Origin of the sequence: Paenibacillus guangzhouensis, assembly GCF_009363075.1 — a bacterium.
Lineage (GTDB): Bacteria > Bacillota > Bacilli > Paenibacillales > Paenibacillaceae > Paenibacillus_K > Paenibacillus_K guangzhouensis.
This window is the reverse complement of the sequence record NZ_CP045293.1, coordinates 776,579-790,002: the sequence shown is the minus strand read 5'-3', so window position 1 is coordinate 790,002 and position 13,424 is coordinate 776,579. Positions and strand designations below refer to the sequence as shown.

Sequence of the window (13,424 nt, the reverse complement as noted above, 5' to 3'; positions counted from 1 at the left end):
TCACACTCCTAAAATACGATCAAAACCGCATATCCTTGCGATTACAACCATTCATGAATCAGAAAAACACAATTATTATAACGCGGTATCTCTTAGCGATCGTACCACTTCTTCGAGCTTCATCCCTCTTGAACCTTTCACAAGAACAAGATCACGCGGTGTTAATACGGAGACAAGCGCCTTTGCAAGCTCTTCTTTATCTTGAAATGCTCTGACGTGATCCGCAGGTAAATAGGCAGATGCAGCAGATGCAATCTCCGCAGCCAGTCGTCCATAGGTATACAAGTAATCTATTTTGATTCCTTTGAATTCATGACCAATCTGACGATGCAAATTCACTTCTTCTGGTCCTAATTCTAACATATCGCCAAGCACGACTGCTTTCTGGCGGAAACCGCTCATCAAATCGAACAGCTGCAGCGCCGCGCGAACGGCTGTCGGGCTTGCATTGTACGCGTCATTTATGATCGTAAGACCTGTTACCCCTTCGACCACTTCCGTACGCATCCCCGTTACAACAAGATTCCGTAATTGCTTATCGATCTCTTGCTCTGGAACACCAAAGTATTCGGCAACCGCCATCGCAGCCAGTGCATTCGCTACATTGTGCTGACCTAACAGCGGGATGAAGTAACTGGATTGATGCGATACAGACGTCGTAAATATCGTTCCACGCGCATTCAGCATAACCCCTGTCGCATAAATATCATTAGCCTGCTCGAAGCCAAATCGAATCTGCGCCATCTGTTTCGGCTTGACGGTCGAAGCTTCCTCCAGCACTTGTGCGATAAGAGGCTCATCGCCGTTCGAAATGAGTAGGCCACCTTCGCGCAAGGAACTGATAATCTCCACCTTCGCTCTAGCAATCTCTTCCCGAGAGCCAAGCTGTAGCAAATGAGCATCGCCGATATTCGTAATGACGGCAACCTCAGGACATGCGATTGACGATAACAGCTCAATCTCACCGCGGCTGCTCATCCCCATCTCCAGCACAATAATTTCCGTCTCGGGTTCCATCTGAAGAATCGTGAGCGGCAGACCTATATGATTATTGTAATTTCCGTTCGTCTTATGAACTTTATATTTCGCGCTAAGGACGGCAGCGATCATATCCTTCGTCGTTGTCTTACCATTGCTGCCTGTCACGCCAACGACTCGAACACCCGATTCCCGAAGCACATAGGCAGCTAGACGCTGTAACGCAAGTAATGGGTCATCGACAAGAATCAATGCCCCGTTCACTTCAGGTTGTTCACGATGTTCCGGCCAGAAGGCAGCTTGTGCGCCTTGCTCAAGCGCCTTGCCAACAAAATCATGGCCGTCAAAATGCTCCCCGGCAAAAGGAACGAACAAGCAGCCTTCATGAAGTTTACGCGTATCCGTCTCGACAGCGTGAACCTGTAATCCTTCATATTGTAAATCCGACAGTCTCCCGCCGCATGCATTAGCAATCTCTCGCAATGTTTTCTTAATCACATTCATGGCCCCTTATCGCTTCTTTAGCAACTTCTCGATCATCAAAATCAAACGTCTCTTGACCGATGATCTGGTAGGTTTCATGCCCTTTCCCCGCAATCAATACTACATCGTGAGAGCTTGCCATTTCAATAGCCTTTTGTATCGCTGATCTGCGATCCACAATCAGCTCATAGGTCGATTGGCGCGATGTATAATCTACGATTCCTTGTTCGATATCTTTCAAGATGAGATCCGGATTCTCTGTGCGAGGATTATCCGAAGTAACGAGAACATGATCCGAATACTCTGCAGCAATCTGGCCCATAATCGGCCGTTTCGTACGGTCACGATCTCCGCCACATCCGAAGACACAGAGGATGCGGCCCGTAGCGAATTCCTTCACAGTCTTAAGAACATTTTCTAGCCCATCCGGTGTATGCGCATAATCTACGATAACTGCATACGGTTGTCCTGCATCCACCGCTTCGACACGCCCATCCACACCCGCGATCGATTCAAGACTTGCTTTAATCTGCTCCAAGGAAATCCCTTCTACAAGTGCCGCACTAATCGCTGCAAGCGCATTGTAGACATTGAACTTTCCGACCATACGCAGCTCAATATCTGCACTGCCTCGGAATGATGTAACATGGAACTTCGTACCTTTGGATGTGATCTTAATCTGACTTGCCTGCACATCTGACGGCCGATCTACACCGTAAGTAATCACTTCTGCCGAAGTAATGGAACGGAAGTAGTCGCTTGCCGCATCGTCCGCATTCAGTATCGCATACGTATGTTGATCCGGCGATTCTGCAAAATCATTCCCAAGACGCGAGAACAAGAGCCCTTTGGCTGCTTTATATTCTTCCATCGTCTTATGGTAGTCTAAATGATCCTGCGTCAAGTTCGTGAAAATCGCAGTACGGAACCGGCATCCTTTGACACGTCCTTGCAAGAGCGCATGGGACGACACCTCCATCACGCACGCGTCAGTACCCGCTTCAACCATGGCGTGCAACGATTGCTGCAGTTCTAGCGCTTCCGGCGTTGTACGGCTCATCTCTATTTGCTGTCCAGCATAACGCATCTGAATCGTACCGATGATGCCAGGACGGAATTTCGCGTCTTCTAGAATCCGTTCGATCAGGTACGTCGTCGTCGTCTTGCCATTCGTCCCCGTCACACCGATCATTTTCAGCTGCTTGCTAGGCGATCCATAGTAATAATCTGCGAAGACCGCCATCGCATATCTGCAATCCTTCACCACAATTTGCGTTACCGGAACATTGAGCTTATGTTCGACCACCAGTGCCACTGCACCCTGGGCAACAGCCTTGTCAGCGAATGCATGCCCATCGACGGTATGACCAGGCAAACAAATGAACAAGTCCCCTGGTTGCACCTTACGTGAGTCCGTCTGGACTCCCGTTATCTGAATATCCCCGTCTCCTTCAATTTGTGCTGTAGTTAACCGCGACACGAGCTCTTTCACTAACATGTCTAATCCCTCCGTCATTTTCCTTAAGTGTTACACCTTGCGCATTTCAATGCATCCATTTAAAAATTTAAGTTATTCATTCGGCAAGGCAGCTTCACTGCCCATATAAATCCGAATGGTGGAACCTTTCTCCACGCGTTCTCCCGGTTTAGGCGCTTGGGCGATGACAACTTTGCCCGTACCCGATTTGGCAAGATTGAAGTTGGTATTCATGTCTTGATAGATGTCCTCCAAGGTCATCCCCTTCATATCAGGCACCGTAACAAGCGGCACTTCATCCGGTTTATATTGATGCGCGATCTGATCCTTTCGTTTCGGAACGCCCATATATTGTAACGCATCTTCCATAATGTTGCGAACAATCGGCGCAGCGATCAAACCCCCGAATTGAATCCCTTGCGGATTATCGACTGCGGTGTAGACGACCAATTGCGGATCATCCGCTGGCGCGAAGCCAATAAAAGATACGATGTGCTCATTCGGTGAGTATCTTCCATTGATAACCTTTTGTGCCGTTCCCGTCTTTCCACCAACACGATACCCATCGATAAACGCTTTGCCCCCCGTCCCTTTGGCGACGACACTCTCCAGTGCTTCCCGAACGATTTTGGAGCTCTCCTCTGAGATTACTTGACGGACGGGTTCTGATTCCATATCTTGAAGAACCGTCCCTGTCTCAGGTTGAATCAATCGTTTGCCAACATGAGGCTGATACAAGTATCCTCCATTAATCGCTGCAGATACGGCAGCGACCTGTTGGATCGGTGTCACCGATACCCCCTGTCCAAAAGCCGTCGTCGCAAGCTCAACCGGACCTACACGGGATAACTTAAAGAGAATCCCTGTCGCTTCCCCGTTCAGATCAATGCCTGTCTTCTGGCCAAACCCAAAATTCTTTATGTACTCGAACAATTTGTCCTTGCCGAGGCGTTGTCCTAGTGCCACGAACCCCGGGTTGCAAGAGTTCTCTACGACTTGCATGAACGTCTCGCTTCCGTGGCCGCCTTTCTTCCAGCAGCGGAGCTTGGCCCCGCTCACATCGACATAACCCGGATCGTAGAAATGGTCGTACTTCAAATTGACTTTCTTCTCTTGAACAGCAGCAGCCAGGGTTATAATCTTAAACGTTGATCCCGGCTCATACGTACTCCAAATAGGTAGATTTCGATTATACAACTCAGGCGCGTAATCACGATAATTTCCCGGGTCATAACCAGGCTTACTAGACATCGCAAGGATCTCTCCGTTTTTCGGATTCATGACGATGGTTGTAATCGATTTAGGGTTCAATTGAGCCATCGCTTGATCTTGTTCCCGCTCTACTATTGTCTGTAGATGTTTGTCCAGTGTCAATTGTAAATTCAATCCATCTTGCGGCTCCGTGTACTTCTCAGATGAATTCGGCATTTGACGACCGGCTGCATCCGATAAGAATGACACGTTCCCACGTTGACCTTGCAGCTTATCATCGTAGACCTTCTCTACGCCTGTAAGCCCGCCGTCGAGCCCCACAATCCCCAACACTTGCCCTGCAAGCTCGTTAAAAGGATAATACCGTTTGTTATCTTCCGCGACGACGATGCCTTTCAGGTTCAAGTCCCGAACTTGCTGTGCTTTCTCTAGCGTAATTTTACGCCCTGCCGGCTGGATGTTGACGATAAATGAACCTTTCTTCGAGACATATTTAAGCATCGTTTCCTTCGTTGTCCCTAGAACACTCGCCAATGCTGCAGCTGTAGCTTCCTTGTCCTTAATTTGAACAGGAATAGCCAATATGCTTGGTGAGCTGATATTGTAGGCGAGTCGAACGCCATTGCGATCCAAGATCTCGCCGCGCTTCGCAGAGAACGGGATTTCACGACGCCAGGAATCTTCCGCTTCCTTGGAGAGTTCACTTCCCTTATACAATTGCACAAACCCTAGCCTGCCCATCAAGGCAGCAAATCCTACGGTTATCACGATTAATGACAACATAATTCTGCGCCGTATTGTGACGCCTGAACTTTTCACAGCGTACCCCTCCCTGTCCCATCATGAATGGTTTCATAACATGACTATTCAGGACAAACAGGGGTTAGAACAAGCTATTTGGGCGGAGGGTCGCTCGGCGTCCCCGTCATCGGTTCGAGCTTGAAATTCACATGAATTTTATCGCCGTCTTTCGTCGTCTCTTGGCTTACAACATAACCTTCTCCCGTAACGGTATACGAAATATCGAGTAAGGTGCAGAACTCAAGCACATCTCGAAGCGATGACCCTTTCATATCCGGCATCGTAATGTTCTTGGGATCCTCGGTAATCAGGTAGACGCGATTCCCTTCAGCGATTGGTGTTCCCGCATCCGGCACTTGGCGTACAATGTTGCTCCCCTTGCCAATCGTATCAAACGCGATGCCCTGATCGGTGAGCTTCTTCTTCGCATCCACGACCTTCTGCTTGAGCACATCTGGGACAATAACAACAGGTTTAGCTGTTTTGGCGTCTTCTTTCTTCTCTGTTTCTGTCTCTGGCTTCGGTTCCGTGCTAGGTTCGATCCCCAGGTATCTTAAGGACTGGCTCATAATCGATTTAAATACAGGACCGGCTGCTGAACCACCGCCTACATATTGGTCATTCGGTTCATCAATAATGACATAAATCAATAATTTCGGATCCTCAACTGGTGCATAACCGATAAAGGATACGACATATTTATTCGCTTCGTAACCCCCGCCTTTTTTCGGTTTCTGTGCCGTTCCTGTTTTACCCGCGATTCGGTAGCCCTCAATATATGCACTCTTACCTGTACCAATCTTCCTATCGGATACAACTTGCTCTAAATACTCCCCAACCTTGCGAGAAGTCTCTGGCGAGATCACTTGTCTGATCATCGTCGGTTCGATCTTCGTCGTTGTATTGGTTGTTGGATCAATGATTTCTTTGACAAGACGAGGCGCCATGAGCTTCCCGCCATTCGCAACAGCCGCGACACCTGCAACCTGTTGAATCGGTGTTACAACGACACTACCTTGACCAAATGTTGCTGTGGCTACGGCTGCATTTGAATCCAATCGCAATAACCCTGCTTGTTCGCCAAACAACGGTACGCCTGTTTTTTGACCAAAACCGAAATCTTCGAAATATTTCTCCAATTTATCCTTCTGTAACCGTTCATACCCTAACTTGACGAAGGCGACGTTACTCGAACGCTTAAGTCCTTCTAAGAATGTAATTTCACCCCAACCTCCGCGTTTATGGTCACGTATTGGCCACTTGCCAACTTTTATTTGTCCCGACATATAGGTCTCGTTCGGATTGAATAGCCCCTCCTGTACCGCAGCAGCTAGTGTGATGATCTTAAATGTCGAGCCTGGTTCATACACTGATTTGATCGCATGATCATAGAAGTTCTTCTGATTGGTCGTTTCCCAGTATTTGTTTGGGTTATAGTTCGGCAGATTGGCCATCGCAAGAATGTCCATCGTACTCGGATCAGCGACGATTGCCGTGGCGCTTATCGGTTGATACTTGTTATACACTTCCTTGAGTGCTTCTTCCGTAAAATGCTGAATATTCTGGTCGAGCGTCAACACCAAATTTTTACCGTCCTTCTCCGGCTTATAGATCTCGTCAGCGGAAGGCAGCTTGTATCCTTTGCGGTCTTGATCATAAGAGATGGAACCATTCGTTCCCGCTAAATCCTTATTGAAAAAGGCTTCAAGTCCTGTAACAGCTTTCCCTTGCTTATCCGTATAGCCAAGAACATGTGCAGCTAATGAATCATTCGGATAGAAGCGCTTCGTTTCTTTCATCAGGTAAATACCGACGTCCGCGTTTTTTCCTACTTTTTCTCGAATTTCATCGATGTAGGTATTGATCTTATCCGCAAGTGTCTGATCAATCTTCCAGCCCTCCTGGCGAACTTCGCGCTGGTCATAATAGGTTCCATCATCCTTCTTGGCCGTTACCAGCGCCAACATCTCAGGAAGCGGCTTCTTCAGAATCTCGCTCAGCTTGGCAGCAATCGGCTCTTCCATCTGCAAATCATGAATCCGCTTCGGATTGACCGCAACAGTATAAGCCGGTGCATCAACGGCGAGTGTGTTCATATTCCGATCGAAGATCGTTCCTCGAACCGCATTTAGTTTAACCGTGGTCGACCACGTTTCTTTTGCTTTCTCCGTCCAGAATGAAGCATTGACCACCTGAACCCAGAAAATTCTCGTTAATAGAATAAAAAAGAGGATGGTAATACATCCTCCGATAAACATGGTCCGTATTCGTATTCTCTTCACCATTATCCAACATCCCCTTATCCGCAGCCGTTACATCAACGGCCTCGAGTTAATCAATCCCCCGCTTTTTTGGACTTGGGCTGAAAACCAAGTGCCACAGCTCGATCATAGATCGCAGCCGGGCTCGACAATTTCTCTTTCTCTGTCTTGAGCACAGCAATTTCCTTCTTCATCACTTGCACTTCACGATTCATCTTCTGCATCTGCATGTTCAGATCATAGATTTGCGCATAGCGCCAAATAATTACACCAGCAACAAGGGAGCATACAACAATGGTGAACAGGTAGAGCAGCTTCTCCTGCGTGGATAGTAACCCCTTCCGCGACACAACTTTCGTCGTCTCGCGATACCGTTCCGGTGTGCGTTGGATCTTCTTTTCTTTTAGCGCTAAATTCCCACGAACATATGCCATTGACTATACTCCCCCATTACTATAACTTTTCCGCAATGCGTAATTTGGCTGAGCGGGATCGCGGATTGTCATCCAGCTCGCGTTGACTTGGGATATACGGCTTCCGATTGACTAACTTCAACGTCCCCTTCTTGCCGCATACACACATTGGGAAATCCGGAGGGCACGTACATTTTTCGATATACTGTGCAAAAATTTGCTTACAGATTCGGTCCTCAAGCGAATGGAACGTAATAACAGACGCTCTGCCACCAGGGGCAAGACAGCGTACCGTCTTGTTCAACGCCTCTTCAAATGCACCAAGCTCATCATTCACTGCAATGCGGAGCGCTTGGAAACTACGCTTCGCGGGATGTCCACCCGTGCGTCTCGCTGCGGCCGGAATCCCTTCCTTCACGAGCTCAGCGAGCTGTCCCGTTGTCTCGATTGGCGCAGCGTTCCGAGCCTCTATGATGTTCTTCGCAATGCGGCGCGAGAATTTCTCCTCCCCGTATTCGAACAAAATCTTCGCGATCTCCTGCTCAGACCATGTGTTGACAATATCGTACGCAGTCAGCATACCCTCTTGGTCCATCCGCATATCGAGCGGCGCATCATGGTTATAGCTGAATCCTCGATCCGCCTCGTCCAGTTGTGGGGACGATACGCCCAAATCGAACAAGATGCCATCGACTTGCGGTATGCCATCCACTTGTGGAACTTCAGGCAAATCACGAAGCACTTCTTCTATATATCGAAAATTCGTCTTAATCAATCGAACACGATCTTCATAAGGTGCAAGCTTCACTTTGGCATTCGCAAGCGCCGTATCATCCTGATCCAGTGCGATCAAGAGTCCCGGTGCCTTCAGCTGCGAAGCGATGACCGAACTGTGGCCCGCTCCACCTAATGTACAATCGACATAGATGCCATCGGGCTTGATGCGGAGGCCTTCGACAGCCTCTTCTTTTAATACCGTGATGTGATGAAACAAAATAAGCCCTCCTAGCTAGCAAATCTCAAGCAATACTTCTGTTAAAAATTAAAATCAACCAGTTTCTCGGCAATTTCGTTGAAAGATTCCTCCGATTGCTCGAAGTAACCCTCCCAATTCTCCTTACTCCAAATCTCTACCCGGTTCGATACACCAAGCACCACACAATCTTTATCGAGCTTGGAATATTGCAGCAGATTATTCGGTATATTTACCCTGCCCTGTTTGTCCAATTCACATTCTGTCGCCCCTGAGAAAAAGAACCGCGTAAACGCACGGGCATCCGATTTCATCAGTGGCAGCGCCTTAAGCTTCTGCTCCAGCACTTCCCATTCTGAACGTGGATAGACAAAAAGACAGTTATCCAAACCGCGAGTGATAATAAAGGAGGTTCCTAGCGCATCGCGAAATTTAGAAGGAATGATCATTCGGCCTTTGTCGTCAATCGTATGCTGGTATTCCCCCATAAACATCGGCCGCTCCACCTCTTCCCCCTAATCTACCACTTCGCACCACTTTCCTCCACTTCAGTCATACTATTTCGCCATTCACAACAAAAATCCTGCAACGAATGCAGGATTTTTAATAATTGAGACTTATTAAATTCGTCAAGGTTCTATAGATCTATTTTCTTGCGTTTCTGCTTACGATAATAGTACAAGAGAGGGATACCTACGATCAGTAATATCACAATAAAAGGGAAAATTGCAATCAGGACAAGGACTAGCCCTTGAAAGAAGACGACGACTGCATCCATACTTTTCTGCAAAGTAATCCCCATACGCTCTGTAAAAGGCTTATCTTTTGTCACTAACCCTGGGTCGGTAGACTCAATGGGCTGGTATAGTCTTAAGCTAACTGTTGAGTAGGCCACGTTCTGATCTAGGTAACGCATCCGACCCTGGATTTGTTCAATTTGCTCCTGAACTTCCGCTAATTGGGAGGAGAATTTCAACAAATCTCCTGCATTGACTGCTTTATCCATAAACCCAAGCAATCGTTTCTCAACAACCTGTTTGGCCTTCAGTCGCGATGCCAAGTCTACATATTCTTCGGTCACATCTTGCCCTTGCAATTGCCGTTCATACTTCGTATGCTCCATTTGACCAAGCTGCTTCATGAAGTCCATGAACCCATTCGCGGGTACTTTAAAAGTAAAGTTGCCTCCCAGCTCATAGTCGCTCTTCTGATCTGAGAACTGGAGCAAATACCCCCAGCAAGTTGAATCTTGTTCTGCAGTTCGGTCTGCGCCTTCCCGTAGTCCTTTACTTCCATCGTGACATTCGCTTGATAGATCAGCTTCCGCTGATCCATCGAAGGACTTAAGGAACGATCGGCCCCAGCACCTAGTGCCGATTTTGTGGATTCTGCGTCAATTGTATCGGCATTCGCATCTGTGTTTGCTGCCATCTCTGCTTTCGATTCGGCTGGTGCTGCGGCTGTCGATTGATCTGCTGTGGATTCAGAATGGAGACTGCTCGACTTAAGATCTTCACTTTTCGAAGCGCTGCTGCATCCAGTCGCAACACTGATGAAGACCATACACAGCAGTAATACCATACTCAATCTCTTTGTTAACCTTGTACGCACAAAACAACCCCCTTATTGGTTATCGCGCGGTGTTTTTTACACCTTTTCCCAATAGACGCGATGTACCCCAAGGAGGTTGCTTCGAAACCCATATTTTATAAAATAAGTTCAATCCTTACTCGTGATCTGCCCAACTATCCAAATATGCACGTTGTTCATCGGACAGCGAATCGATCTGAATGCCCAAAGATCCAAGCTTCAGACGCGCAACTTCTTGATCCGTCTCATAAGGGACGTTCAGAACGTGATTCCCGATTCTCTCATATTGCTCATTCACATAACGAAGCGCTAACGCTTGAAGCGCAAATGTCATATCCATAATCTCGGCCGGATGTCCGTCACCTGCTGCCAAGTTGACAAGACGCCCTTCTGCGAGTAAGTAGATTTTGCGTCCGTCCTTCAATTGGAACTCTTCGATATTACGGCGAACGGTGCGAACAGAAGTGGAACGCTCATTCAATTCGGGTTTGTTCACTTCAACATCGAAGTGACCAGCATTCGATAGAATCGCACCATTCTTCATCACATCATAATGCTCCCCGCGAATCACATCACGGTTCCCTGTCACGGTCACGAATAGGTCTCCGACCTTCGCTGCTTCGATCATTGGCAATACCGTAAATCCATCCATAAATGCTTCTACCGCTTTAATTGGATCGATTTCCGTGACAATGACGTTTGCACCGAGTCCTTTTGCACGCATGGCTACGCCTTTACCGCACCAGCCATACCCAACAACGACGACATTCTTCCCTGCTACGACGAGGTTCGTCGTCCGATTGATGCCATCAAATACAGATTGACCCGTACCATATCGATTATCGAACAAATACTTGCAGAATGCATCATTAACCGCAACCATCGGGAATTTCAACTGGCCTTCTTTCTCCAGTGCTTTTAAGCGTAAAATACCTGTGGTTGTCTCTTCCGCCCCGCCGCGTACGGTCGCGAGAAGATCTTGACGTTCGGAGTGCAGAATCGTAACCAGATCGCCACCATCATCAATAATCAAATCAGGCTTCGTCTCAAGCGCTTTAATCAAGAGCTCTTTGTATTCCTTCGGGTCTGGATTATATTTCGCGAATACGGTAATCCCGTCTTCGACCAAGGCAGCACAGACATCGTCTTGTGTGGACAGTGGATTGCTGCCTGTAATGGTAACTTCGGCGCCACCTGCTTGAACAACCTTTGCCAGATAAGCTGTTTTGGCTTCCAAATGGAGGGAGATCGTTACCTTTAACCCTTTGAAAGGCTGATCCTTCTCAAATTGTTCACGAATGCTGTTCAGTACAGGCATATGTGCATCTACCCAACTGATCTTTAGGTGCCCTTCCGGCGCTAAAGACATATCTCTTACAATACTGTTCTGTGCTGCATTACTCATTCGCTTACCTCCTACAGTGTGGTTATGACGTCTGCATTAGATTAAGAAATCACACGATGCTGACCTGTTAGATCAAGTGGAATCTCGTATAAGGATGAAATCCAAGCGCTTCCATATCGATTAAGATACGCAAAGATATTATAAACACGTTCCTGTGGTTTGCCAAGGGGCATTAAGGAACTATGAATGCGGTCCCAGTGTCTGAGTGCCGTTTCATTCTGCTTCGCTAAGTCGTTGACAGCCCGATTTTGCAAAAATTCAACCTGCTCCATCACCTTCTGCTTATTCGTCTCGCCAAGTTTCCCTAATCCCGCTTGGATCTGAGCCAATTTGCTTAAGATAGGTTGATACATGGACTCCAGCTCTTGCTTCAGATGATCGAAGTCCGCATCCAGTCCAAGTGTATCCTGCGCATGCAGCCAAGCTTCTCTCCGCTCTGCGAATCGTTCCGTAACATCCTCGAACGTCAGATCATATTTGGTCATTTGCTTCTGTACCGTACCTTCTACGAACGTGAAAGACATCCGCGGCACGATAATCGGCATTCGGAAGCCCACCTCATGGAACGCATGGTGCGTCAATGCCCAATAAGCAATTTCTCCCGTGCCAAGTATCGCCGATAGCACAGGGAACAAATAATCCTGCATGAGCGGTCTTGTCAGTACATTATTACTGAAACGTTCTGGGGATGATGCAAGTGCAGTTCTTAATTCATCAACACTGAAGGACACCAGCCCTTTCCGATCTGTAAACCGCCCATTCTCTTTGTGCAATAACAACCGTGTACCTTCATGAATATAGAACAAGTTCGCATTCCCGGCCGTAACATCTGCTTGGGCTGAGAACCCTTGCCTTGCAACATCATCTTGGGATTGGAAATATGCGCGCTCCAGCTCATCGTTCTGTGCAATAATACGCTCGAACATCGGCACTTCGATGGAACGAATGGCTTGATCGGCCGAATCAATTAAGACGAGTCCTGCTTCCCCGAACAACATGCCGAAAATGCGTGCATAGAAATCACTTAGCGTATCCGAGACAGCCGCATAAGTATTCAGCTTCTCCATAAGATCAGCCTTGAACTCTGTATTTGGAAGAAGGTCACATAGCTGCTGGATTGCAGCATGCCAAACTTCTGGCGATACAACAACCTCACTCACCATCGATCTTACGCCTGTCGGATGATCTATTCGAATCTTCTGTACTTGTAGTTCTGGCGATAATACGTACGTATGATTTACTTCGTCGAAATCGTGATCTTCCCCTGCGATCCAGAATACAGGAACAACGGGACGACTCAATCGCTGTGCCGCCATACGTGCTGTCTGAATAATAGTTAGCGCCTTATAGATCACGAGCAGAGGTCCTGTAAATAAACCACTTTGTTGACCCCCGACCACGACCAACGCATCATCTTGCTCCAATTGATCCAATGCCGTTGATACGGCAGCATGCGGATTTCTCTCCGCATTATATGCGCGCAATCGCTTAACGAGCTCTTTGCGTTCCGCGCGTAAATCGCGCGTCTTGTCTAACCAAGCTACTCTTGCATGCCAATCCTGCTCAGATACTGGATTATAATCGAACAATTCACGAACCTGCTCATAATCCTTTATATATGTATCTGATAAAGGTTGATTGACTTTCATGGGTACTTGAACTACGTTCACGTCCAGCCCCTCCATTTCAATTTATATTTGGACCCAAAAAAACAAGCCACTATTTTTTTGAAAGTGATCTCTCTTGATTGTACACAACCTGAGGTCATTTCGTCAAAGGAACAAGGAGCAAAAAATAAAAAAAGGCTGTTTATCGAAGTCCTGGAGGACTC

At 47.4% G+C, this 13,424-nt stretch carries 11 protein-coding genes; all 11 read right to left on the bottom strand.

All coding sequences use genetic code 11. The features are described from left to right. Positions 1-75: 75 nt before the first annotated feature. The 11 genes from GCU39_RS03280 to bshC all read right to left on the bottom strand — a co-directional run bounded on the left by GCU39_RS03280 (position 76) and on the right by bshC (position 13,242). A complete protein-coding gene (locus GCU39_RS03280; RefSeq protein WP_152392199.1) occupies positions 76-1,482 on the bottom strand; it encodes a UDP-N-acetylmuramoyl-tripeptide--D-alanyl-D-alanine ligase in 1,407 nt (468 codons plus the stop codon). Beyond that, positions 1,469-2,959, bottom strand: a complete 1,491-nt coding sequence (locus GCU39_RS03275) for a UDP-N-acetylmuramoyl-L-alanyl-D-glutamate--2,6-diaminopimelate ligase (protein ID WP_152392198.1) — start codon at positions 2,957-2,959, stop codon at positions 1,469-1,471. The genes GCU39_RS03280 and GCU39_RS03275 overlap by 14 nt, the downstream gene beginning before the upstream one ends. 72 nt (positions 2,960-3,031) lie before the next feature. Further along, entirely contained in the window at positions 3,032-4,969 is a 1,938-nt protein-coding gene (locus GCU39_RS03270) for a stage V sporulation protein D (RefSeq protein WP_152392197.1), read from the bottom strand. Positions 4,970-5,043: 74 nt separating this feature from the next. After that, complete coding sequence (locus GCU39_RS03265) at positions 5,044-7,236, bottom strand: penicillin-binding protein (protein ID WP_227793427.1); 2,193 nt, start codon at positions 7,234-7,236, stop codon at positions 5,044-5,046. A 50-nt stretch (positions 7,237-7,286) separates the two neighbouring features. After that, the gene (gene ftsL, locus GCU39_RS03260) at positions 7,287-7,646 is read right to left on the bottom strand and encodes a cell division protein FtsL (RefSeq protein WP_152392196.1); all 360 of its coding nucleotides are present in this window, start codon (positions 7,644-7,646) and stop codon (positions 7,287-7,289) included. 19 nt (positions 7,647-7,665) lie between these two features. Beyond that, a complete protein-coding gene (rsmH, locus tag GCU39_RS03255) occupies positions 7,666-8,619 on the bottom strand; it encodes a 16S rRNA (cytosine(1402)-N(4))-methyltransferase RsmH (protein ID WP_193726748.1) in 954 nt (317 codons plus the stop codon). Between the two features lie 41 nt (positions 8,620-8,660). Then, the gene (gene mraZ / locus GCU39_RS03250; protein ID WP_152392194.1) at positions 8,661-9,092 is read right to left on the bottom strand and encodes a division/cell wall cluster transcriptional repressor MraZ; all 432 of its coding nucleotides are present in this window, start codon (positions 9,090-9,092) and stop codon (positions 8,661-8,663) included. 143 nt (positions 9,093-9,235) lie between these two features. Next, complete coding sequence (locus GCU39_RS03245) at positions 9,236-9,826, bottom strand: DUF4349 domain-containing protein (RefSeq protein WP_152392193.1); 591 nt, start codon at positions 9,824-9,826, stop codon at positions 9,236-9,238. Next, positions 9,736-10,209, bottom strand: a complete 474-nt coding sequence (locus tag GCU39_RS32185; protein ID WP_152392192.1) for a DUF4349 domain-containing protein — start codon at positions 10,207-10,209, stop codon at positions 9,736-9,738. Before GCU39_RS32185 ends, GCU39_RS03245 begins: the two co-directional genes overlap by 91 nt. 115 nt (positions 10,210-10,324) lie before the next feature. Continuing rightward, on the bottom strand, positions 10,325-11,593 hold the full coding sequence (locus GCU39_RS03235) for an adenosylhomocysteinase (protein ID WP_152392191.1): 1,269 nt from the start codon (positions 11,591-11,593) through the stop codon (positions 10,325-10,327). Between the two features lie 41 nt (positions 11,594-11,634). Continuing rightward, positions 11,635-13,242: a bacillithiol biosynthesis cysteine-adding enzyme BshC gene (bshC, locus tag GCU39_RS03230; protein WP_265333443.1), complete on the bottom strand. Its 1,608-nt coding sequence runs from the start codon at positions 13,240-13,242 to the stop codon at positions 11,635-11,637. Between the last annotated feature and the right edge of the window lie 182 nt (positions 13,243-13,424).